We start from the raw sequence: 20,959 nt of genomic DNA on the forward strand, positions 1-20,959 counted from the left end.
GCACTTTCTGCCTTGCGGCCCGCCGTGCCGGCGGATATCTACTCTACAGTGTTGTTCGGACCTTCGCAACTTGAAGTTCATCTTCATTTTGCTGGGATCAGACCTGATCAGAGCGACCGTCGCCGTCCCTAGCGGGTTGGCAACCTGGTACACACTACACACACCTGAAGGGGTGTGCAAAATGGACCGGTCCGTGCGCCTGCGACTGACGTCGCAGGATCGCCGTGGGTGTTCCGCGATCACCGGCGAGCACCCACGCGTCAGGAACGGTCAGGCCACGGGTGCCGTGAGCTCCGGCCCGTCGTTGCGGACGTTGCCCACACTCCGTCCGACCTTGTGGCGGGTCACAGTTGCGGGATCGACCTGCGCGAGAGTCGATTCCAGCAGCGAAGGGATGCCACTGCCGGGCACCGCAGGGTCGATCCACTCATCGATGGCTCCCCGGTTGAGGAACACCGGCATCCGATGATGGACATCATGCAGATGCCCCGTCGATTCCATCGTCATGATCGTCGTCGACACGAGCCAGGACTGGTCCGGCTGCTTCCAGAACTCGAAGAGACCCGCCATGAACAGGGGGTCCTCTCCTGCCGCTGACATCATCCATGGCTGCTTCGCGTCTTCGGTCGTCTCCCACTCGTAGTAGCCGGGGATCGGCAGCGCGCAGCGGCGTCTCTTGATGGACTGCCTGAACATCGGCTTCTCGAGAACGGTCTCCGAACGCGCATTGAAGGCTTTGAACCCGATCTTCGCGTCCTTCGCCCAACCGGGGACCAAGCCCCAGGAAGCGGTCTCCAAGCGGCGAGTCAACTGCGCCTCATCGTCCAGACGCTCGACGACGATCGGCACGAACGACCCCGGAGGCACGTTGTATCTGGGCGTGTGGTCGTATGACACGACGTCAAGACGAAGCTCATCGGCGAGATCTGCCGGATCGAGGGACATATTGAGTCGACCGCACATGCGCTTATCTTCTCACTTCACTACACTGTCGACAATGGCGGCGGAAAAGACAGCAGCGAGCAGGCTCGACCCGATCGAGGAATCCAGAAAACAGTGGCTCGCCCACGGCTGGGACAACTCGGCCGATGGCATGACGACCGTGATCTCGGTGATGAGAGTCCATCAGCTCTTTCTCGCCAAGGTCGATGCTGCACTCAAACCATTCAGTCTGACCTTCTCACGCTACGAAGTCCTCACTCTCCTGTCATTCACCAAGTCGGGAACTCTTCCGATGTCGAAGATCTCGGCCCGCCTCCAGGTTCATGCCACGTCGACGACCAATTCTGTCGATCGGCTCGAGAAAGCGGGGCTGGTGAAGAGGCGCAGCCACCCCGACGACCGCCGCACCACGCTCGTCGAACTCACCGAGTCAGGGCGCGAACTCTCCTCACGTGCCACGGCAGCACTCAATGAGGATGTCTTCAGTTCGCCGGCGCTGGCCGGAGCCGACCTGACCCGACTCCTCCCCCATCTCGAATCGCTGCGGTCCGAACTCGAAGGCAAAACCTGACTCGAACTTCCTCTTCCGGGCATAGCCTGCGGCTGCTCGGTTCCGGGCCCCGACCATCGAATCCCGCCTTCGAGACCGACTCCAGAATTAGTTGGACGTCCAAGTAATTTCTCCGTATCGTGGTGAACGTCATGCGTCCAGCCCCAATCGTGGAGGAACAATGTCCCGCAGCACAGCAGCTGCCCTGCCGTTCGGTCTCACCGAAGAACAACAGACCGTCTCCGGCATGGTGCGCGAATTCGCCGATTCCGAGATCGCTCCGCACGCATTGGAATGGGACGCCGACCATCATTTCCCTGTTGATGTGATCAAGAAGTCGGCCGATCTGGGCATGGGCGGAATCTATGTCAGCGAGGAAGCCGGCGGTACGGGCATGGGTCGCATGGACGCCGCCCTCATCTTCGAGGCGATGTCGACGGCCTGCCCTTCGGTCGCCGCGTACATCTCGATCCACAACATGGTCGCGTGGATGATCGACAAATACGGAAATGCTCAGCAGAAGGAGAAGTACCTCGGTCCGCTCACCTCGATGGAGCACCTCGGCAGCTACTGCCTCACCGAACCCAACGCCGGATCCGATGCTGCGGCTCTGCGCACCTCGGCGAGAGAGGACGGAGACTCCTACGTCCTCAACGGCGTCAAGCAATTCATCTCCGGTGCCGGGACCTCCGAGACCTATCTGGTGATGGCCCGTTCCGGTCAGGACGGGTCGCGCGGCATCTCCGCGTTCATCCTCGAAAAGGGCATGGACGGACTCTCCTTCGGCCCCAACGAGGGGAAGATGGGATGGCGCGCACAGCCGACCCGCCAGGTCATCATGGAGAACGTGCGTGTGCCCAAGGAGAACCTCATCGGCGAACCGGGGCAGGGCTTCAAGATCGCCATGTCGGGGCTCGACGGCGGTCGGCTCAACATCGGTGCGTGCTCTCTGGGCGGCGGACAGTCGGCCTTGGAGAAGACCATCGCCTATATGGGCGAACGACAGGCCTTCGGCACCGAACTCTCCGCGTTCCAGGCCCTGCGCTTCGACGTCGCAGAGATGCAGACGAAACTCGAAGCCGCCCGTTCCCTCCTGTGGCGAGCCGCCAGCGCCTACGACACCGGCGATCCGAACACCTCGCTGCTGTCTGCCATGGCCAAGCTGACAGCCACGGATTCGGGCTTCGACGTCGCCAACAAGGCACTCCAGTTGCACGGCGGCTACGGCTATCTGACAGAGTATGGAATTGAGAAACTGGTCCGTGACCTGCGGGTCCACCAGATTCTGGAAGGCACCAACGAAATCATGCGCGTGATCATTTCGCGCAAGAGCACAGGAGTGGGCTGATATGACGACAGAAGCTGCGGCACCGCCGAGCGAAACCTCCGTCATCACCTCGAGTCACAACGGGGTGGGACGGATCGAACTCAACAGACCGAAACTGATCAACGCATTGAGCCAGGACATGGTCGGTGCCATCGATGACGCCCTGCAGTCCTGGAGCGACGACGACTCGATCACGGCCGTCCTGGTCACCGGTCGAGGAGAACGCGGCCTGTGCGCCGGGGGCGACATCAAGGCCGTCTACAACGACATCGTGGCCGGGACCGATGAGAACGCCCGATTCTGGAATCGGGAATACAAGATGAATCACGCGATCTCCGCATTCCCCAAGCCCTACGTCGTGATCATGAACGGCATCACGATGGGCGGCGGCGTCGGGATCTCGGGGCACGGCTCGCACCGCATCGTCACCGAGTCCACGAAGATCGGAATGCCGGAGACCGGGATCGGCCTGTTCCCCGACGTCGGAGGCACACACCTGCTGGCCCATGCCCCCGGCGAGCTCGGCACCCACCTGGCGCTGACCGGACTCCCGGTCGGCCCGGGCGCCGCCCTGGCCATGGGCTTGGCCGACCACTTCGTCCCCGACGCTGACGTCCCCGGACTCATCGCCGACCTCGAAGCAGGCGGCGACATCGAGACCGTGATCGACGAATACGCCGCCGAGGCCCCCGCCGATGAACTGGCAGAGGCCCAAGCCTGGATCAACGAATGCTACGGCGGCAACCGAGCCGAAGACATCGTCGCAGCGCTGGCTGCGCATGCGAATCCCGATGCCAATGCCGCGGGGAAGCTGATCGGGACCAAGGCACCCACCTCGGTGAAGGTGACCCTGGCCGCCGTCCGCAACGCCGGCACCATGACCTTGGCCGAGGTCCTCGAACAGGACTACCGCGCCGCCGTCGCACTGACCCGGCGTCCGGACCTCAAGGAGGGCATCCGCGCCCAGGTCATCGACAAGGACCGCAGCCCACAGTGGTCGCCGGCCACCCTCGACGGCGTCAGCGACGAGGCAGTCCGCGACATCCTCACCACCGACCACGAAGAGAAGGTGTTCTCATGAGCGACTTCGAAACCATCCTCACAGACGCCGATCAGGGCGTCGCCACCATCACGATCAATCGCCCGAAGGCCCTCAACGCGCTGAACCTGCAGGTGCTGACCGACATCACCGATGCCGCCACCGCATTCGACGCCGACGATGACATCAAGGCGATCATCATCACCGGAAGCGACAAGGCATTCGCCGCGGGCGCCGACATCAAGGAGATGTCCGACCTCGACTTCTCCACCGCTTTCAAGGCCGACTGGTTCGCCGGCTGGACCCGTCTCACCGATGTCCGCAAACCCGTCATCACCGCTGTCAACGGCTTCGCCCTCGGCGGCGGCTGCGAATTGGCGATGATGGGCGACATCCTCGTCGCCTCGACGAAGGCGAAGTTCGGTCAGCCCGAGATCAATCTCGGCGTCCTCCCCGGCATGGGCGGATCACAGCGCCTGACGCGCGCGATCGGCAAGGCCAAGTCCATGGACATGTGTCTGACCGGACGCATGATGGGCGCCGAAGAGGCCGAACGCTCCGGTCTCGTCGCGCGCATCGTCGAGCCGGAGGAGCTGCTGTCGACGGCCAACGAGATCGCCGCAACGATCGCATCCAAGTCCCGCATCGCCTCGGCGATGGTCAAGGAAGCGGTCAACACGGCCTTCGAAACGACCCTCGAACAGGGTCTGCGCTACGAACGCCGCCTCTTCCACTCCACGCTGGCCACCAACGACCAGTCCGAAGGCATGGCCGCATTCGTCGAGAAGCGAGACGCGAACTTCACGGATTCCTGATCCGCGTCCCGGGGCCGCGGGCACAGCGGTCCGGTGCACGAACGATGGCGCAGATGAGTCGAACTCGTCTGCGCCATCGTCGTCGCCACCCCATGACCGCTTTTAACAATCGTTCAGTTAGAGTGGAATCGTTCATCCACCCAAAGGAGGCACAATGAATTCATTCGCCACACTTCTCCCCCAGCTGCGACTGCCCGTGCTCGGCTCCCCCATGTTCATCGCATCGGGCCCCGAACTGGTCAAGGCCCAGTGCCAAGCAGGCGTAATCGGGTCCTTCCCCACTCTCAACGCGCGCCCGGCATCCATGCTCACCGATTGGCTCGACGAGATCCGTGAGTCCAACGATGCGTTCACCGCCGCGAACCCTGCCCGGCCAGCCGCACCGTTTGCGGTCAACCTCATCGTCCACCGCTCGAACAACCGCTTGGAGGCCGACCTCGCCGAGGTGGTCCGCCATCAGGTGCCCATCGTGATCACCTCGCTGGGTGCCCGAGAAGAGGTCAATGAGGCCGTGCACTCCTACGGCGGCATCGTCCTCCACGACGTCATCAACAACAAGTTCGCGCACAAGGCGGTGGAGAAGGGCGCCGACGGCGTCATCGCCGTCGCCGCCGGTGCCGGCGGACATGCCGGAGCGCTTTCGCCCTTCGCCCTGGTCCAGGAGATCCGGTCCTGGTTCGACGGTCCGCTGCTGCTCTCCGGTGCGATCGCCCACGGCCGTTCGATCCTCGCAGCGCTGGCCGCCGGCGCGGACTGCGCCTACGTGGGCTCGGCGTTCCTGTCGACGGCCGAAGCCAACGTCACCGATGACTACAGGCAGATGGTCGTCGACTCCGCTGCCGAAGACGTCGTGTACTCGAGCTATTTCACCGGAGTCAAGGGCAACTACCTGCGCGGGTCCATTGCCGCATCCGGCCTCGATCCCGACAACCTCCCCGACGCAGACCCGACGAAGATGGACTTCGGCACGGATCCGAAGTCGGATTCGAAGGCGTGGAAGGACATCTGGGGTTCAGGTCAGGGAATCGGCGTTCTCACGAGCAAGTCGACGACTGCAGAGCTCGTCGACGGTCTGGCAGAGGAGTTCGATGCCGCGAAGAAGGAACTCGACGCTCGCATGAACGATGTCGCCAGCGTCGTCTGAGAACTTCAGATCTCATCGAGGCGTCGGCTGAGAGGATTCGCCTGAGTCGAATCGAACTCAGATCGTGGAGATGATGCCCCGTTCGGTCAGGCGCGAAGAGAGTCCTGCACCGTCCGGGGCATAGATCCACGGCACTCCCTGGCCGCGTCCGTGGCGCTTCGAGCGGCCACCGGCCCACACTGCTTCACCGACGGTGAGCTGTCGAATGGCGACGGCGGCAACATTGCCCGGGTGGTTCTCCACGAACTCGCCGTAGACCTCTTCGTCCTTCTGCCCGTCGTCCCCGATGAGCAGCCATTTCATCCATGGGAACTCCCGCGACATGCGCTCGAGCGTATTGCGTTTGTGCTCCTTGCCGGAGCGGAAGACCCGAGTCGTCGTCGGCCCCCAGTCGGTCAGCAGCAACGGACCCATCGGGTAGAGGTTGCGGGAGAGGAAGCGTTTGATCGTCAGCGCCGAGTTCCATGCGCCCGTCGACAGGTAGACCATCGGAGTGTTGGGACGCATATAGGTGATCCGGTCGTAGAGGACCGCCATGCCCGCCACCGGCGACCTGGCGTGCTCGCTGAGGACGAAGGTGTTCCAGGCGGCAAGGAACGGCCGCGGCAGCGAGGTGACCATGACCGTGTCGTCGATGTCGGAGATGATGCCGAACGTCGAGTCCTCACCGATGATCCGTACGGCCGCGGAGTCGACGAGTGAGCCGTCCGTCCACAGTTCGATCTCGGTCTCGCCGGGCTGGAAGTCCCCGGGAATGACCGTGTCGATGATGCCGCCGCGATCGGCGGTGACCATGTGCTCTTCATCGTTGACCCGGACCCAAGCGGTGTCGTTGGGCAAGGGGACGCTGACGAAGGACTTCCACCCGCGGATGCTCGCCTGCAGATCGGCCGCCGGCTGACCGGTCGGGGTCAGCACCAGGCGCCCGAGGACACGCACCCATCCGGTTCCCCCATAGGTGTCATAGGCGATGACGGTGCGCTGGTAGGTGTGGTCCGTGGCGCAGTTCTGCAGCCATCCGTTGAATCGGTCCTCCATCCGTGCCGCGGTGTGCAGCATATCCGGAGTGAGGTTCAGCGGTCCGTCGTCGGGTTTCTTCTTCGCCACGGTTCGTCCTTCACACTCGGCGCACGTCGGGTCGGATCTGGTTGGATCCGGCTGGAATGGATCGGATCGGACAGGAAGTGGCTCAGATGAAGCCGACCTTGTCGTACACGTCTCGCAGAGTCACCTCGGCGATCTCATCGGCCTTGGCAGCGCCGGCGTCGAGGATGCGCTGGAGCTGCGCCCGGTCTTGGAGGAGCTCGTTCGTCCGCTCACGCACGGGGGCGAGCGCGCCGACTGCGATCTCTGCGAGGTCGAACTTGAGGTGGCCGTACATCTTCCCTTCGTACTCGGCGACGATGTCGTCGACCGATCGCCCTGTCAGGGAGGAGTAGATCGTCAGCAGGTTCGAGACTCCGGGCTTCGCCTCCGGGTCGAAGGCGATCTCCTTGCCGTCATCGGTGACGGCGGACTTGATCTTCTTCGTGAGCGACTTCGCATCGTCGAGGAGGTCGATGCGACCCAGTGGGCTCGGCAGCGACTTCGACATCTTCGCACCAGGGTTCTGCAGGTCGTAGATCTTCGCTGTGGTCTTCATGATCTGGGCGTCGGGGACGACGAAGGTCTCACCGAAACGGTAGTTGAAGCGCTCCGCCAGGTTCCGGGTCAGCTCGAGATGCTGGCGCTGGTCCTCCCCGACGGGCACCATCTGCGGATTGTAGAGGAGAATGTCGGCGGCCATCAGCGCAGGGTAGGTGAGCAGGCCCAGGGACACGTGCTCCTGCTTGGCCGACTTGTCCTTGAACTGCGTCATCCGGCCGGCCTCGCCCATCGAGGTGGTGCACTCCAGGACCCATGACAGCTTCGGGTGCGCAGGCACCTGCGACTGGACGAAGATCGTCGACTTCTCCGGGTCGAGGCCGGCTGCGATGAACTGCGCAGCGGTGCGCAGCGTCCGTTCGCGCAGATCCGTCGGATCCTGCTCCACGGTGATCGCGTGCATGTTCGCGATGAAGTAGAAGGCGTCGTGCGACTCCTGATGTGCCACGAACTGCTGCAGGGCTCCGATGTAGTTGCCCAGGTGCAGGGAGTCCGAAGTGGCCTGAATGCCCGAAACAGTGCGTGGCAGAGAAGAAGTCGTCATAGGACCATGATGCCACTTCATCGCCGTGTCTTCGCAGACCACCCCGGCATCGGCCGCGCTCCACATCCCCCGTTGACCCTGCAGCCGGGACAAGTCGGGGCTCTGCAGTCAGGACAGGTCGGTCCGTTCCGGTGGCCTCGACCATCATTTCGCCGCTATCTCGGGAGCCGGCCCTTGCTTCGTTGTGACCGTACTCACGACTGGCGAGGATTTCGCGCCCTGACTTCCGTCCTCGATAATTGTCCTGTGCGCAAATGGTTCTTTCTCTCCGGTGCCGTCATCGCCGAGGTGACCGGCACCTTGGCGCTAAAAGGGGCACTCGACTCCCCTGCCCTCTACATCGTTGTGGGGCTGGGCTACGTCACGGCCTTCGTCTTCTTGAGCCTCACCCTCAGGGTCGGCATGCCGCTGGGCATCGCCTACGGAATCTGGGGTGCCTCCGGTGTCGCGCTGACTGCTGTCCTCTCGCTCGTCCTCTTCGCGGAACCGCTGACCCCGGTCATGATCACTGGAATCGTGTTCATCATGGCCGGCGTCATCCTCGTCGAGGTCGGCAATCGCGACGAAGACGCGCACCCGACTGAGCAGGACGCAACCCCGACCGAGCACGGCACAGCCCCGACCGAGGATGGCACAAGCCCGACCGAGCGGGGAGGTGAGTCATGATCATCGGCTGGATTCTGCTTGCCGTCGCCATCGCCCTCGAGGTCGCGGCGACGATCTCGCTGCGGATGGCTTCCGTGGGCGGGAGCAAGTGGTGGTACGCGGGTGTCGCCGGCGGCTATTTCGTCTCATTCAGTCTGCTCAGCCTGACCCTGCGCACCGGCATCCCCTTGGGTGTGGCCTACGGGATATGGGCCGCGACCGGGGTGGCTCTGACCGCGCTGGCCGGTCGCGCGCTGTTCAAGGAGAAGCTGACGCGCAAGATGCTGCTCGGCATCGGTCTCATCCTCGTCGGCGTGCTGCTCATCGAGCTCGGCTCCTCGCACGCTTAGACGCTCATCCCAGTCGACTCCGAGCAACCCTTCGGGCGTCTTGCAACCGTCAGAGGGGTTGCCCAGCGCCCGGAGGGTTGTTGAAACGGCTTCTGAGTCAGACAGGGCCGGCCCGCGCCCCTACTTCGGGGCAGGCAGATCGTAGTCGATGACGAGCGGGGCGTGGTCGGACCAGCGCTCGGCCCAGCTGTCGGCTTTGTCGACCGTGGCCTTGGCCGCCGCCTCGGCGAGTGCCGGTGTCGCCATGTGATAGTCGATGCGCCATCCGGCGTTGTTGTCGAAGGCCTGGCCGCGCATGGACCACCAGGTGTAGGGCCCGTCGACGTCGCCGCTGAGTTCACGGTGGACGTCGACGAAGCCCACCTCACCGAAGAAGCCGTCGAAGTAGGCGCGCTCCTCGGGCAGGAATCCCGCCTTCTTGCGGTTGGCCTTCCAGTTCTTGAGGTCACGTTCGGTGTGGCAGACGTTGAGGTCACCGGTGATCAGCACATGATCGGCGTGCGAGGCCAGCTCGGGCAGACGCACGGTCATCCGGTCGAGGAAGCGGTACTTGTCCTCCTGCTTGGGGGTGTCGACCTCACCGGAGTGCACATAGGCCGACACGAGGGTCAGCAGCGATCCGTCGCCGAGGCGGTAGTCCGTCTCCAGCCACCGACCGGCCCGGTCGAAGTAGTCATCGGATCCGAGTCCTTCGCGGGTCTCGACCGGCTGTGTGCGGGCCATGACTGCGACTCCCGCACGTCCCTTCGCCTCGGCGTCGTGGCTGATCGTGGTGTACCCGGTGTCCTCGAGGACTTTGTGGGCGATGTCGTTGGCGGCCCTGACTTCCTGCAGCGTGATGAAGTCGGGTTTCGCAGTGTCCACCCAGGTGGGCATCCCCTTTCTCCATGCTGCGCGAACTCCGTTGACGTTGACTGATGCAATCCGAATCATGTGTTCTATCATGGCATGAGCGCACTACTCATCCGGGCATGGGCGTTATACAGTGATGGAAAGAAGCATATTTCAGGAGGCGTAATGGCTGTTGATGAGACTTTCGATTCTGAGCAGCTGAGCATCAGCCCGCTCGACGAAGTGGACGCCCGTGAGATGCGCGAGTTCCTGCTCGGTGCGCAGGAGAACTTCTGGGGAGATCGGGACCTGAGCGGCGATCACGACGCCTACTGGTTCCATCAGTTCGTAACCTCGGGGCTCGTCGCCCGGTACCGTGCGGAGATCGTCGGTTACCTGCTCGGCGTCATTCCCCACGACGGTCCCGCCTACATCCATCTGGTCGCCGCGCGCATGGACTTCCGCCACAACGGCATCGGCCGGCGCCTCTACCAGCACTTCATCGAGCACTCGCGGCAACTGGGCGTCTCATCGGTGCAGGCTACGACCTTGCCGGACTCGTCCGGTGCGATCTCCTTCCATTCCTCGCTCGGGTTCGCCGGTGAGCTCATCGAAGACTACGCAGGGGCAGGAAATCCTCGCGTGTTCTTCGAGCTCAAGCTCGCCGCGGAGTGAGTTTACGCGCAAACGGATGAGTCCACGCGCACACGGATAACCCCACGGGTACACAGAGACCGACGGCCTCTCGCACAGTTTGTGCGGGAGGCCGTCGGTCGCCCAGAGCCGGGATGCCCGGCTACAGGCTCTCGAGCGGGTCGTTCACGATTCCGCTGCCGCGCGTTCGGCCACGTCGACGACGTTCTTGAGCAGCAGGGCCCGGGTCATGGGTCCGACTCCGCCGGGGTTGGGCGAAACCTGGGCCGCCACCTCGGCGACTGCGGGATCGACATCGCCGACGATCTTGGACTTCCCGGTCTCCGGATCCTCTTCGCGTGAGACCCCGACGTCGAGGACGACCGCTCCGGGCTTGACCGCATCGGCGGTCACGATCCGGGCGGAGCCTGCGGCGGCGACGATGATGTCGGCCTGAGCGAGCAGCTCGGGCAGGTTCGTCGTTCCCGTGTGGGTCAGCGTCACCGTGGCGTTGTGCTCACGCCGGGTCAGCAGCGCGCCGATCGACCGGCCCACCGTGACTCCGCGCCCGACGACCACCACGTGCTTGCCGCCGAGTTCGACGCCGTTGCGCAGCATCAGTTCGATGACTCCGCGCGGGGTGCATGGAAGCGGCGTCGTGATCTCCCGGTTGACGTTGAGCATGAGACGGCCGAGGTTGGTCGGGTGCAGTCCGTCCGCGTCCTTGGACGGGTCGATGCGTTCGAGGACCGTGTCCGTGTCGATGTGGGACGGCAGCGGCAGCTGCACGATGTATCCGGTGCACTCGTCATCGGCATTGAGCTCGTCGATGACGGTCAGGAGCTCGTCCTGACTGACCGAGTCCGGGAGATCACGTCGGATGGAATGGATGCCCACCTCGGCGCAGTCACGGTGCTTGCCGGCCACATACCATTTCGACCCGGGATCCTCACCGACCAAGACGGTGCCCAGCCCGGGGACGATCCCGCGTTCGGCGAGGTTCGCGACGGCAGTCTTCAGCTCATCCTTGATCTGCTTCGCGCAGGCCTTGCCGTCAAGAATCTGCGCACTCATCAGTACTGCTCCAGATCTTCGTAGAGGGGGAAATCGTCACTGAGCTTCTTGACCCGAGCGCTGAGCGTCTCGACGTCGGCTCCGGGCTTGAGCGCTTCGGCGATGACGTCGGCGACCTCGGTGAACTCGGCGTCGCCGAAACCGCGGGTGGCCAAGGCCGGGGTGCCGATGCGCAGGCCCGAGGTCACCATGGGCGGTCGGGGGTCGAAGGGAACTGCGTTGCGGTTGACTGTGATGCCGACCTCGTGGAGCAGGTCCTCCGCCTGCTGTCCGTCCAGGGCGGAGTTGCGCAGGTCGACGAGGACCAGGTGGACGTCGGTGCCGCCGGTGAGCACTGTCGCTCCCGCGTTGGCGACGTCATCGGCGAGGAGGCGCTCGGCGAGGATCTGGGCTCCGCGCACGGTCCGCTCCTGACGGGCCTTGAACTCGGCGGAGGCCGCGAGCTTGAACGCCACGGCCTTGGCCGCGATGACGTGCATGAGAGGTCCGCCCTGCTGTCCCGGGAAGACTGCGGAGTTGAGTTTCTTCGCGTACTCCTCCTTGCCGAGGATGAAGCCCGAGCGTGGGCCGCCGATGGTCTTGTGCACGGTGGAGGAGACGACATCGGCGAAGGGCACGGGATTGGGGTGCAGACCCGCGGCGACGAGTCCGGCGAAGTGAGCCATGTCGACCCAGAGCTTCGCTCCGACCTCGTCGGCGATGTCGCGGAATGCCTGGAAGTCGAGTTGGCGCGGGTAGGCGGACCAGCCGGCGACGATGACCTCCGGTCGGTGCTCGAGGGCGCGCTCACGCACCTTGTCCATGTCGATGCGGTACGTGTCGGGATCGACTTCGTAGGAGGCCACGTCGTAGAGGCGTCCCGAGAAGTTGATCTTCATGCCGTGGGTGAGGTGACCGCCGTGGGCCAGCGAGAGACCGAGCATCTTATCGCCCTGGCGAGCCAGTGCGTGCATGACCGCGGCGTTGGCGGAGGCACCGGAATGCGACTGCACGTTCGCGTATTCGGCGCCGAAGAGGCTCTTGGCTCGGTCGAGGGCGAGGTTCTCGGCGACATCGACGTACTCGCAGCCACCGTAGTAGCGCTTGCCGGGGTAGCCCTCGGCGTATTTGTTCGTCAGCACGGATCCCTGAGCCTGCAGCACTGCCCGCGGCACGAAGTTCTCCGAGGCGATCATCTCGAGAGTCGAACGCTGACGGCCCAATTCCTGGTCGAGGACTTCTGCGATCTGTGGATCGATGTCTGCAAGCGGGGCCTGCATCGAATTGTCGGTCATGTATACACTCCTGTGGCATCCAAAGTGATGATTGGGACGGCGCGATCGGCTCCGCGAACACCCGCAATCAATGCTAACAGCGAACCAGATCACACCGTCGGGCCCACCGCCATCCGGATGGTGGGCCGGGTTCGGGGCTGGGCACAGGCGAGCATTAGACTCGAGCGCATGAGTCGAGAATGGATCCTGCGAGTCACCTGTCCGGATGCGACGGGCATCGTCCACGCCGTGACTGGGGCGCTGGCCTCGCTCGGGGCCAATATCACCGAGTCCCAGCAGTTCTCCTCCCCCGATTCGCTGCAGTTCTTCCTGCGGGTCCAATTCGTCACAGATGATGACTCGGCCGCCGAACCCCTGGAGACCGCCCTCGCCGAGGCTGCCCACCGTTTCGACATGACCGTCAGCCTCCAGCCCGTGGAGAAGAGGACGCGGACCCTCATCCTCGTATCCAAGGCCGCCCACTGCCTCAACACACTGCTGTTCCAGCAGAGCTCCGGTCAGCTGCCCATCGACATCGTCGGGGTCGCCGGCAATCATGACTCCCTGCGGTCACTGGCCGAATTCCACGGCCACGACTTCCACCACATTCCGATCACGCGGGACACCAAGGAGGCCGCCGAGGCGACGCTGAGCCGCCTCGTCGAGTCTCTCGATGTCGAGCTCATCGTCCTCGCCCGGTACATGCAGATCCTCTCCCCCGACCTGTGTGCCCGGCTGGAAGGTCGCGTCATCAACATCCACCACTCGTTCCTGCCCAGCTTCAAGGGTGCCAAGCCCTACCACCAGGCGCATGCCCGCGGCGTGAAGATCATCGGCGCCACCGCCCACTACGTCACCCCCGACCTCGATGAGGGCCCGATCATCGAGCAGGATGTGGCCCGCGTCGATCACAACCGCAATATCGCCGACTTCGTCCAGCGCGGTCAGGATGTCGAAGCCGCGGTGCTCGCCCGGGCCGTGGCCTGGCACGCCGAGGGGCGAGTCCTCATGGACGGTCACCGCACGGTGGTCTTCAATTAGAGGCGACTGAACTGGAGACAACCGGTTCGCCGGCCTCCGTGTCTCAGCGGCGGTCTGCGCCCCGTGCTGCCGCCTGCGAGGGGCTTGCACTGACTGCCGGGGACGACTCGAAACCCCCACGCCTGGGTCCGAATCGAGGGCGAATCCGAATCTTCGACTGCGGCTAACGTGAGCTGAAGTGATGTTATTCTGCATTATCGGAGCCGGGACGATATCAGACCAATAGCGTATTGAATTCTGCATTAGCTTTCTCAGAGGCAATTCACACCCGATGCGCAATATGTTGTAGAGTCTCCCAGGCTTACCTAAGGAGACGACTAGAAATGACGGAAACCACTTTCCGCACAATTGCAATCGTCCTGTACTTCGCAGGAATGCTGGCCATCGGCTGGTTCGCTTACCGCAGGACCAAGAACAGCCTCGACGAATACATGCTCGCCGGTCGCGGACTGCGCCCGAGCGTCGCGGCACTGAGCGCCGGGGCATCGGACATGTCGGGCTGGCTGCTCATGGGACTGCCCGGAGCCATCTACATGTCCGGACTCATCGAAGCCTGGATCGCGGTGGGACTGACGGTCGGAGCCTGGGTCAACTGGAAGTTCGTGGCACCCCGCCTGCGGGCATTCACGGAGAAGGCCGGCGACTCGATCACGATTCCCAGCTTCTTCGAACAGCGGCTCAAGGACAACACCCGTCTGCTGCGCATCGTCTGCGGTGTCATCATCCTGGTGTTCTTCACCTTCTACGTCTCATCGGGCATGGTCGCCGCCGGCAAGTTCTTCGAATCGAGCTTCGGACTGAATTATCTGGCCGGGATGCTCATCGTCGCGGCCATCACCATGGTCTACACCCTGTTCGGCGGATTCCTCGGCGCCACACTCACCGACGTCGCCCAGGGTCTGCTGATGTTCGCAGCACTCATCGCTGTGCCGATCGTCGCCGTCTTCAATGCCGGCGGCCCGGCAACCGTCATCTCGAACGTCAATGAGATCGATCCCAGCCTGCTCAACCTCTTCGGCAGCGGTTCCTTCTGGGCCGGAGGCACCTATCTGGCCGTGATCTCCGCCCTGGCCTGGGGTCTGGGCTACTTCGGTCAGCCCCACATCATCGTGCGGTTCATGGCGCTGCGGAAACCGGCAGATGCAAAGGTGGCTCGTCGGATCGGCGTGGGCTGGATGGGCATCTCCGCCCTCGGCGCGATCGCCACCGCGATCGTCGGCCTCTCCTACTTCTCCGATCACGCCGATATGGAACCCGCCGATGCCGAAACCGTGTTCCTGGATCTTTCTCAGATTCTGTTCCACCCGTTCATCGCCGGCCTGGTCCTGGCTGCGGTGCTGGCGGCGATCATGTCGACGATCTCGTCACAGCTGGTCGTCACGTCCTCTGCACTCATCGAGGACCTGTACAAGATCGTGGCGCTGCGGACCGGTTCGAAGCGCACACTGCAGGACAAGACCTATGTCCTGCTCGGGCGTCTCGGCATTCTCGTCATCGCGATCATCGCCGTTCTGCTGGCCATCTCACCCTCGAACAGCATCCTCGATCTCGTGGCGTTCGCGTGGGCAGGGTTCGGTGCTTCCTTCGGGCCGATCGTCCTGCTCACCCTGTTCTGGAAGAAGCTCAGCAACTGGGGTGCGCTCTGTGGTCTCATCTCCGGTGCGGCTGTCGCCTTCATCTGGGGGCAGATCAGCACACCCGTGACCGATCAGGTCTACGAGATCATTCCCGGTTTTGCGGTCAATCTCATCGTGGCCGTCGTGGTCAGCAAGTTCACGTACAAGCCCAACGCGGACACCGACCGCGAGTTCGACGAATCTGTCGAGCTCTCACGCGTGGGATAGAGGCTTCGCCTACGCCGGCGCCGACGGTCCAGCAGTTGTCGGCGCCGGCAAGATCGGGCCGGCGATGGTCGAGCCACGCTCTGCCATCCAGGCTGGGCAGCGCTTGCTTTATACACTTAGCGGCTATTCCACCCATTGCAGAGGGTGGAATAGCCGCTAAGTAGATTCATTGGCGCTCTCGGTGCGAACAGTTGCCAACTGTAGGAGTTGGGAAGAAACCCGCGGGTATGGGCAGAAGCCCGCGGTTGTCGGGAAGAAACCCGCGCTGTGGTTGGGCAGTCGGCGCTGCCCTCAGGCAGGAAACACCACCTGGCAGGACGCGCTCAAGTAAGCGGTCCGCAGACGCACTTCAGGCGGACACCCGTGGGTGCCCGCCTGAGATGCTGCTGCCGTACGACACCACTCCCGATCAGGAGTCGCGCCGCGCAGAGACTCTACTTGGTCTCTTCGGTGCTTTCGTCGGCTGAGTCCTCAGCGACCTCTTCGCTTGCAGCCTCGTCGGCTGCGATATTCTCGGTCGCAGCCTCGTCGGTCGCAGCCTCGTCGGTCGCAGCCTCGTCGGTTGCTTCCTCGGCAACCTGTGCTTCAGCCTCATCGGTCTGATTCTTGGCTGCAGCGGACTCGGTGGCCTGCTCGGCTTCCATCACAGTTGCCTGCTTCGGCGAGTAGGGCTCGAGGACCAGTTCGACGACGGCCATGGGCGCGTTGTCACCGGGACGGGGACCGATCTTGGTGATACGGGTGTATCCACCGGGACGCTCGGCCATCGTTTCGGCGATCGAGGTGAACAGCTCGTGCACGATCGACTTGTCGCCGATCTTGCTGAGCACGCGACGACGGGCGGCGAGGTCGCCCTTCTTCGCAGCGGTGATCATGCGCTCCGCCACCGGACGCAGGCGCTTGGCCTTGGTCACGGTCGTGGTGATCTTCTTGTGCTCGAACAGGGCCGCGGCCATGTTGTTGAGCATCATGCGCTCGTGTGTTGGGGATCCTCCTAGACGAGGACCCTTGGTTGGGGTTGGCATAGTGTCTTACTCCTTGGTCTTAATCAGTACTGTTCGTCTTCGACGTAGGACTGGTCCTCATCAACGAGACCGGGTTCGAACCCGGCGGGACTGTCCTTGAGGCTCAGACCCAGCTCGTTGAGCTTGGCCTTCACTTCGTCGATCGACTTCGAACCAAAGTTGCGGATATCCATGAGGTCGGCTTCGCTGCGAGCAACGAGTTCGCCGACCGTGTGGATGCCTTCGCGCTTGAGGCAGTTGTAGGAGCGCACGGTCAGGTCCAGATCTTCGATGGCCAGCGCCAGATCGGCAGCCAGGGCTGCGTCTACCGGCGAGGGTCCGATCTCGATGCCTTCGGCTTCGACGTTGAGTTCCCGGGCCAGGCCGAAGAGTTCGACCAGCGTCTTGCCCGCCGATGCGATCGCATCGCGAGGGGTCATCGACGGCTTGGTCTCAATGTCGAGCACCAGGCGGTCGAAGTCGGTGCGCTGCTCAACACGAGTGGCCTCGACCTTGTAGGTGACCTTGAGGACCGGCGAATAGATCGAGTCGACGGGGACTCGGCCGATCTCAGCATCCGCGTTCTTGTTCTGAGCGCTCGAGACGTAACCGCGTCCACGTTCGATGGTCAGCTCCATGTCGAGACGACCCTCACCATTCAACGTGGCGATGTGCAGATCCGGGTTATGGATCTCGACTCCGGCAGGAGCAGAGACATCGGCAGCGGTTACGGTGCCGGGCCCCTGCTTGCGCAGGTAGGCAACGACCGGCTCGTCGAATTCCGAGGACACGACCAGGGACTTCAGGTTGAGGATGAACTCGGTGACATCCTCCTTGACTCCTGGCACGGTGCTGAATTCGTGGAGCACTCCGTCGATCCGGATGGAGGTGACGGCGGCTCCTGGAATCGACGACAGTAAGGTGCGACGAAGCGAGTTGCCGAGGGTGTAGCCGAATCCTGGCTCGAGTGGTTCGATGGCGAACCGTGAGCGATTCTCGGAGACGACTTCTTCCGTGAGCGTTGGGCGCTGTGCAATGAGCACGTGGGCTTCCTTTCAGCGAACATCCGCTATATGACGTTCGCACTGCACGTCATGGCCTGAAAGCCATGAAGAACGGTTCGGTTTATCTTGGAATCCGTTCTGCGACTGATGCCGGGCGCAGGCCCGCCATCGGTTGCAGATCCACGGAAGGATCAGCCGCGGCGGCGCTTGGTGGGACGGCAGCCGTTGAATGGAACCGGCGTGACATCCTGAATGGTGCCCAGTTCCAGACCGGCGGCCTGCAGGGAGCGGATCGCGGTCTCGCGTCCCGAGCCCGGTCCCTTGACGAAGACGTCGACCTTCTTCAGGCCATGCTCCTGCGCGCGACGTGCGGCGGATTCCGCGGCCATCTGTGCGGCGTAGGGAGTCGACTTGCGCGAACCCTTGAAGCCGACCTCACCTGAGGAGGCCCAGGAGATGACTCCACCGGTCGGGTCCGTGATCGACACGATGGTGTTGTTGAAAGTTGATTTGATGTGTGCCTGGCCGGCGACGATATTCTTCTTGAGCTTGCGGCGAGGCTTGCGCACTGTTGCTGCGCGTGTCTTGGGAGGCATGTGTTTTACTCCTGATCGAGGTGGTTGAAGCTGGTCAACCGGGTGAGCATATTACTTCTTCTTACCGGCCACGGTGCGCTTCGGTCCCTTGCGGGTACGCGCATTCGTCTTGGTCCGCTGTCCGCGAACCGGCAGACCGCGGCGGTGACGCAGGCCTTTGTAGCTTCCGATCTCAACCTTGCGGCGAATATCGGCCGTGACCTCACGACGGAGATCACCCTCAACCTGGAATGTGCCCTCGATATAGTCACGCAGCTGGACGAGCTCGGCATCGCTCAGGTCCTTCACACGGGTATCAGGGCTGATTCCCGTTTCCGTCAGGGTCTGGCGCGCACGGGTGCGGCCCACACCATAGATGTAAGTCAAGGCGACCTCCACGCGCTTTTCGCGCGGGATGTCGACTCCGGCAAGTCGTGCCATAGGTACTGTCTCCTGTTGTCGTTTCGGAGGTGCTGATGCAGACCTGTCCTTGGTCTCCCAAAGTCCTCGGCCCCCGACCGAGGGTATCGTCCTGGCAACGCCTCGAAGGCGGTGCGAAAGGTGAGGTCTGCGCGGGTGTGGTGCTGCTGAAGCCCCTTACGGGTGCCTCCATCTGCTCGAAGAGCTGCTCAACCCTGACGCTGTTTGTGACGCGGGTTGGAGCAGATCACGATGACCCGGCCGTGACGGCGGGTAATCTGGCAATTCTCGCAGATCTTCTTGACGCTTGGCTTAACCTTCATCGTTATTCCTTCTTCCGGCCCTTACCCCTGTGCCGAGGCGGACGCGAATGATCGAAGATCCTTACTTGTAGCGGTAAACGATTCGTCCACGCGAGAGATCGTATGGAGACAGCTCCACGATGACCCGGTCCTCGGGCAGGATTCGAATGTAGTGCTGTCGCATCTTTCCTGAGATATGCGCAAGCACCTTGTGCCCATTGCTCAGCTCAACCCTGAACGATGCGTTCGGCAGAGCCTCGATAACGGCGCCTTCGATCTCAATGACCCCTTCTTTTTTGGCCATATCGTTCGCTAACCTCGTATTCCCGCGAGCACCTCGCGTTCGACGTAATCGTGTATCGTCGATTGGCACCGACGACCCCATGGTCTGCAATCCTTCCCACCACATGAAAAGTTGCGGATGGCAGAAGCCGCCCACAACGGAAAAAGGGTGAGTTGGGTGAGAACAGACCAATCATCAACCTTACACTATGGTCGAAGATTCTTCCACACGGTGCTGGCATACGCGGGTGAACTCCCTTACAATCGTCCGTTCCCTCGCCGAGGCGGCCCGGCGTTCAGGACCGGTGTCGACCTCCGTAGTGTGCCCGGATGCTCGCAAGCACCGCGATCGCGAGCACGATGAAGCCCATCAAGGTGATTGCGGAGAACCCGCCGAGGGCCAGCAGCGGACCCGACAACGCTGCCAGAGCGGCTGCCCCGAGGTTCATCCCCGCATCGGAGAGACCCTGGACCGACATCCGATGCTCCGGGTCGATCTCCTTCGTCAGGAGAGTCGATCCCGCGATCAGGCAGGCGCTCCACCCCAGGCCCAGCGCGAACAGCGCTGCCGAGAGGCGGAGGAACGAAGACTCACCGAAGCCGTCGATGAGGCCGAGGACCAATGATGCGGCGAACAGACCGTGTCCGAGCAGGATCACCCTGCCGGCTGAGTATCTGTCGGTGAGGAAGCCGAAGAGCGGGGAAAGCCCGTACATGCCGAGGATGTGCCCGCCGATCGTGATGCCGATCAGATCGAGCCCGAGCCCGTGATGGTCCATGTGCAGGGGTGTCATCACCATGGTCGCGACCATGATCATGTGTCCGGTGATCACGGAGAGCAGACCCATGATCGCACTCGGGGACCGGCGAATGGCCGGCCAGGTGCCGCCTCGGCGTGGGACCTGTGCTGAGACATCCGGCGTGGCAGTCGTCAGCCGCCGCAGGAAAAGGACGCTGATCAGGGCACAGGCGAAGCCGGCGACCGCGATGACGAACGGCCCGGACAGCGGGCTGAGACCCAGGCTTCGGCCGAGGTCGGCACCGGGTTCGGACAGGTTGGGACCGATCACGGAGCCGATCGTCGTCGCCCACACCACGACGGACATCGCAGAGGCCTTGAGATGGTCGGGGGCGGCGTCCGTGGCGGCATAGCGACCCTGCAGGCCGGCGGCTGTGGCAGCGCCGAAGCAGCCCATTCCGACGAAGAAGGCCGCATCGATGCCGAACAGTATCGCCAGGACGACGAGACCGGCACCGCACAGGGCGATCGCATAGGCGCTGGCCAACGCCAGCCGACGGCTCCTGCGCTCGGCCAGTTTCGCCAGGGGCACCGCGAGCAGCCCGGCGCCGAGGATGGAAGCGGTCTGGGCGAAACCGGCGAGTTCGGTACGCCCCGTCAGGCGCTCGGCGAGGATCCCGCCGACGGCGAATCCGGTGGCGATGCCGATGCCGGAGAACAGCTGAGCCAGGCTCAGAGCCCATTGGTTCCGACGGAAGACCGTATGGGAGTCTGCGGTCATCCCCACCAATCCACCTCTCCGTGGTTGCGCATACACGCTTCCGGCACCTGACTCCGATTACACTTTACCCCCTCAACTCGCCGAGGCGAGCCGTACGCCGCGGCGGTGACCTCGGATGTCGAACCGGCCCCCGAGGTCGACGCCCGTCCTGCTAGCGTGAATCGAAACACTGTCGA

Annotated in this window: 23 protein-coding genes; 10 read left to right on the forward strand and 13 right to left on the reverse strand. The window is 63.3% G+C overall.

The genetic code is table 11. From position 1 onward, the window contains the following. Positions 1 to 270: 270 nt before the first annotated feature. A complete protein-coding gene (locus tag BKA07_RS16065) occupies positions 271 to 945 on the reverse strand; it encodes an SOS response-associated peptidase (protein WP_245161984.1) in 675 nt (224 codons plus the stop codon). 52 nt (positions 946 to 997) lie between these two features. On the opposite strand from BKA07_RS16065, the gene BKA07_RS16070 reads away from it, so the two are divergent. The 5 genes from BKA07_RS16070 to BKA07_RS16090 all read left to right on the forward strand — a co-directional run bounded on the left by BKA07_RS16070 (position 998) and on the right by BKA07_RS16090 (position 5,817). Beyond that, positions 998 to 1,513: a MarR family winged helix-turn-helix transcriptional regulator gene (locus tag BKA07_RS16070; RefSeq protein ID WP_167951827.1), complete on the forward strand. Its 516-nt coding sequence runs from the start codon at positions 998 to 1,000 to the stop codon at positions 1,511 to 1,513. 160 nt (positions 1,514 to 1,673) lie between these two features. Further along, the gene (locus BKA07_RS16075; RefSeq protein ID WP_167951829.1) at positions 1,674 to 2,840 is read left to right on the forward strand and encodes an acyl-CoA dehydrogenase family protein; all 1,167 of its coding nucleotides are present in this window, start codon (positions 1,674 to 1,676) and stop codon (positions 2,838 to 2,840) included. A 1-nt stretch (position 2,841) separates the two neighbouring features. After that, positions 2,842 to 3,900: an enoyl-CoA hydratase/isomerase family protein gene (locus tag BKA07_RS16080; protein ID WP_167951830.1), complete on the forward strand. Its 1,059-nt coding sequence runs from the start codon at positions 2,842 to 2,844 to the stop codon at positions 3,898 to 3,900. Continuing rightward, a complete protein-coding gene (locus BKA07_RS16085) occupies positions 3,897 to 4,673 on the forward strand; it encodes an enoyl-CoA hydratase (protein WP_167951831.1) in 777 nt (258 codons plus the stop codon). The genes BKA07_RS16080 and BKA07_RS16085 overlap by 4 nt, the downstream gene beginning before the upstream one ends. A 154-nt stretch (positions 4,674 to 4,827) precedes the next feature. Beyond that, positions 4,828 to 5,817, forward strand: a complete 990-nt coding sequence (locus BKA07_RS16090) for an NAD(P)H-dependent flavin oxidoreductase (protein ID WP_167951832.1) — start codon at positions 4,828 to 4,830, stop codon at positions 5,815 to 5,817. Between the two features lie 57 nt (positions 5,818 to 5,874). Here the strand turns inward: BKA07_RS16090 and BKA07_RS16095 are convergent, their stop codons facing one another. Together BKA07_RS16095 and trpS are read right to left on the reverse strand one after the other, a co-directional pair. After that, a complete protein-coding gene (locus tag BKA07_RS16095) occupies positions 5,875 to 6,924 on the reverse strand; it encodes a phosphatase domain-containing protein (protein ID WP_167951833.1) in 1,050 nt (349 codons plus the stop codon). 82 nt (positions 6,925 to 7,006) lie between these two features. Beyond that, positions 7,007 to 8,005: a tryptophan--tRNA ligase gene (gene trpS, locus BKA07_RS16100; RefSeq protein ID WP_167951834.1), complete on the reverse strand. Its 999-nt coding sequence runs from the start codon at positions 8,003 to 8,005 to the stop codon at positions 7,007 to 7,009. 246 nt (positions 8,006 to 8,251) lie between these two features. Here trpS and BKA07_RS16105 point away from each other — a divergent pair, with 246 nt between their 5' ends. Together BKA07_RS16105 and BKA07_RS16110 are read left to right on the forward strand one after the other, a co-directional pair. Beyond that, positions 8,252 to 8,671: a DMT family transporter gene (locus BKA07_RS16105; protein ID WP_342449102.1), complete on the forward strand. Its 420-nt coding sequence runs from the start codon at positions 8,252 to 8,254 to the stop codon at positions 8,669 to 8,671. Beyond that, the gene (locus BKA07_RS16110) at positions 8,668 to 9,000 is read left to right on the forward strand and encodes a DMT family transporter (protein ID WP_209044001.1); all 333 of its coding nucleotides are present in this window, start codon (positions 8,668 to 8,670) and stop codon (positions 8,998 to 9,000) included. Before BKA07_RS16105 ends, BKA07_RS16110 begins: the two co-directional genes overlap by 4 nt. A 120-nt stretch (positions 9,001 to 9,120) precedes the next feature. Here the strand turns inward: BKA07_RS16110 and BKA07_RS16115 are convergent, their stop codons facing one another. Next, entirely contained in the window at positions 9,121 to 9,933 is an 813-nt protein-coding gene (locus BKA07_RS16115) for an exodeoxyribonuclease III (RefSeq protein ID WP_167951836.1), read from the reverse strand. Between the two features lie 84 nt (positions 9,934 to 10,017). Here BKA07_RS16115 and BKA07_RS16120 point away from each other — a divergent pair, with 84 nt between their 5' ends. Next, the gene (locus BKA07_RS16120; protein ID WP_167951838.1) at positions 10,018 to 10,506 is read left to right on the forward strand and encodes a GNAT family N-acetyltransferase; all 489 of its coding nucleotides are present in this window, start codon (positions 10,018 to 10,020) and stop codon (positions 10,504 to 10,506) included. 144 nt (positions 10,507 to 10,650) lie between these two features. On the opposite strand, the gene BKA07_RS16125 is transcribed toward BKA07_RS16120, so the two are convergent. Both BKA07_RS16125 and glyA read right to left on the reverse strand, forming a co-directional pair. Then, positions 10,651 to 11,538: a bifunctional methylenetetrahydrofolate dehydrogenase/methenyltetrahydrofolate cyclohydrolase gene (locus BKA07_RS16125; RefSeq protein ID WP_167951840.1), complete on the reverse strand. Its 888-nt coding sequence runs from the start codon at positions 11,536 to 11,538 to the stop codon at positions 10,651 to 10,653. Next, positions 11,538 to 12,812, reverse strand: coding sequence for a serine hydroxymethyltransferase (gene glyA / locus BKA07_RS16130; protein WP_167951842.1), 1,275 nt, complete (start codon positions 12,810 to 12,812; stop codon positions 11,538 to 11,540). Before glyA ends, BKA07_RS16125 begins: the two co-directional genes overlap by 1 nt. A 168-nt stretch (positions 12,813 to 12,980) precedes the next feature. On the opposite strand from glyA, the gene purU reads away from it, so the two are divergent. Together purU and putP are read left to right on the forward strand one after the other, a co-directional pair. Further along, complete coding sequence (gene purU / locus BKA07_RS16135) at positions 12,981 to 13,832, forward strand: formyltetrahydrofolate deformylase (RefSeq protein WP_167951844.1); 852 nt, start codon at positions 12,981 to 12,983, stop codon at positions 13,830 to 13,832. Positions 13,833 to 14,155: 323 nt separating this feature from the next. Continuing rightward, the gene (putP, locus tag BKA07_RS16140; RefSeq protein ID WP_167951846.1) at positions 14,156 to 15,676 is read left to right on the forward strand and encodes a sodium/proline symporter PutP; all 1,521 of its coding nucleotides are present in this window, start codon (positions 14,156 to 14,158) and stop codon (positions 15,674 to 15,676) included. A gap of 434 nt (positions 15,677 to 16,110) precedes the next feature. Here putP and rplQ read toward each other — a convergent pair whose 3' ends face one another. The 7 genes from rplQ to BKA07_RS16175 form a co-directional block, all read right to left on the reverse strand. Continuing rightward, positions 16,111 to 16,701, reverse strand: a complete 591-nt coding sequence (gene rplQ, locus BKA07_RS16145; RefSeq protein WP_167951848.1) for a 50S ribosomal protein L17 — start codon at positions 16,699 to 16,701, stop codon at positions 16,111 to 16,113. A 23-nt stretch (positions 16,702 to 16,724) separates the two neighbouring features. Continuing rightward, entirely contained in the window at positions 16,725 to 17,723 is a 999-nt protein-coding gene (locus BKA07_RS16150) for a DNA-directed RNA polymerase subunit alpha (RefSeq protein ID WP_143921942.1), read from the reverse strand. Positions 17,724 to 17,875: 152 nt separating this feature from the next. Then, on the reverse strand, positions 17,876 to 18,280 hold the full coding sequence (rpsK, locus tag BKA07_RS16155; protein ID WP_167951850.1) for a 30S ribosomal protein S11: 405 nt from the start codon (positions 18,278 to 18,280) through the stop codon (positions 17,876 to 17,878). Positions 18,281 to 18,331: 51 nt separating this feature from the next. After that, entirely contained in the window at positions 18,332 to 18,700 is a 369-nt protein-coding gene (gene rpsM / locus BKA07_RS16160; protein WP_167951852.1) for a 30S ribosomal protein S13, read from the reverse strand. A 188-nt stretch (positions 18,701 to 18,888) separates the two neighbouring features. Beyond that, positions 18,889 to 19,002, reverse strand: coding sequence for a 50S ribosomal protein L36 (gene rpmJ / locus BKA07_RS16165; protein ID WP_009884960.1), 114 nt, complete (start codon positions 19,000 to 19,002; stop codon positions 18,889 to 18,891). 61 nt (positions 19,003 to 19,063) lie between these two features. After that, positions 19,064 to 19,285, reverse strand: coding sequence for a translation initiation factor IF-1 (infA, locus tag BKA07_RS16170; RefSeq protein WP_167951854.1), 222 nt, complete (start codon positions 19,283 to 19,285; stop codon positions 19,064 to 19,066). Positions 19,286 to 19,559: 274 nt separating this feature from the next. Continuing rightward, positions 19,560 to 20,783: an MFS transporter gene (locus tag BKA07_RS16175; protein ID WP_167951855.1), complete on the reverse strand. Its 1,224-nt coding sequence runs from the start codon at positions 20,781 to 20,783 to the stop codon at positions 19,560 to 19,562. Positions 20,784 to 20,959 lie beyond the last annotated feature (176 nt).

This window comes from Brevibacterium marinum (assembly GCF_011927955.1).
GTDB classification, from domain to species: Bacteria; Actinomycetota; Actinomycetes; order Actinomycetales; family Brevibacteriaceae; genus Brevibacterium; species Brevibacterium marinum.

What these genes read in the sequence shown, in the direction of transcription:
- BKA07_RS16065 (WP_245161984.1), bottom strand. Translation starts at nt 945, where the DNA reads ATGTCCCTCGATCCGGCAGATCTCGCCGATGAGCTTCGTCTTGACGTC.
- BKA07_RS16070 (WP_167951827.1), top strand. Translation starts at nt 998, where the DNA reads ATGGCGGCGGAAAAGACAGCAGCGAGCAGGCTCGACCCGATCGAGGAA.
- BKA07_RS16075 (WP_167951829.1), top strand. Translation starts at nt 1,674, where the DNA reads ATGTCCCGCAGCACAGCAGCTGCCCTGCCGTTCGGTCTCACCGAAGAA.
- BKA07_RS16080 (WP_167951830.1), top strand. Translation starts at nt 2,842, where the DNA reads ATGACGACAGAAGCTGCGGCACCGCCGAGCGAAACCTCCGTCATCACC.
- BKA07_RS16085 (WP_167951831.1), top strand. Translation starts at nt 3,897, where the DNA reads ATGAGCGACTTCGAAACCATCCTCACAGACGCCGATCAGGGCGTCGCC.
- BKA07_RS16090 (WP_167951832.1), top strand. Translation starts at nt 4,828, where the DNA reads ATGAATTCATTCGCCACACTTCTCCCCCAGCTGCGACTGCCCGTGCTC.
- trpS (WP_167951834.1), bottom strand. Translation starts at nt 8,005, where the DNA reads ATGACGACTTCTTCTCTGCCACGCACTGTTTCGGGCATTCAGGCCACT.
- BKA07_RS16110 (WP_209044001.1), top strand. Translation starts at nt 8,668, where the DNA reads ATGATCATCGGCTGGATTCTGCTTGCCGTCGCCATCGCCCTCGAGGTC.
- BKA07_RS16115 (WP_167951836.1), bottom strand. Translation starts at nt 9,933, where the DNA reads ATGATTCGGATTGCATCAGTCAACGTCAACGGAGTTCGCGCAGCATGG.
- BKA07_RS16120 (WP_167951838.1), top strand. Translation starts at nt 10,018, where the DNA reads ATGGCTGTTGATGAGACTTTCGATTCTGAGCAGCTGAGCATCAGCCCG.
- BKA07_RS16125 (WP_167951840.1), bottom strand. Translation starts at nt 11,538, where the DNA reads ATGAGTGCGCAGATTCTTGACGGCAAGGCCTGCGCGAAGCAGATCAAG.
- glyA (WP_167951842.1), bottom strand. Translation starts at nt 12,812, where the DNA reads ATGACCGACAATTCGATGCAGGCCCCGCTTGCAGACATCGATCCACAG.
- purU (WP_167951844.1), top strand. Translation starts at nt 12,981, where the DNA reads ATGAGTCGAGAATGGATCCTGCGAGTCACCTGTCCGGATGCGACGGGC.
- putP (WP_167951846.1), top strand. Translation starts at nt 14,156, where the DNA reads ATGACGGAAACCACTTTCCGCACAATTGCAATCGTCCTGTACTTCGCA.
- rplQ (WP_167951848.1), bottom strand. Translation starts at nt 16,701, where the DNA reads ATGCCAACCCCAACCAAGGGTCCTCGTCTAGGAGGATCCCCAACACAC.
- rpsK (WP_167951850.1), bottom strand. Translation starts at nt 18,280, where the DNA reads ATGCCTCCCAAGACACGCGCAGCAACAGTGCGCAAGCCTCGCCGCAAG.
- rpsM (WP_167951852.1), bottom strand. Translation starts at nt 18,700, where the DNA reads ATGGCACGACTTGCCGGAGTCGACATCCCGCGCGAAAAGCGCGTGGAG.
- rpmJ (WP_009884960.1), bottom strand. Translation starts at nt 19,002, where the DNA reads ATGAAGGTTAAGCCAAGCGTCAAGAAGATCTGCGAGAATTGCCAGATT.
- infA (WP_167951854.1), bottom strand. Translation starts at nt 19,285, where the DNA reads ATGGCCAAAAAAGAAGGGGTCATTGAGATCGAAGGCGCCGTTATCGAG.
- BKA07_RS16175 (WP_167951855.1), bottom strand. Translation starts at nt 20,783, where the DNA reads ATGACCGCAGACTCCCATACGGTCTTCCGTCGGAACCAATGGGCTCTG.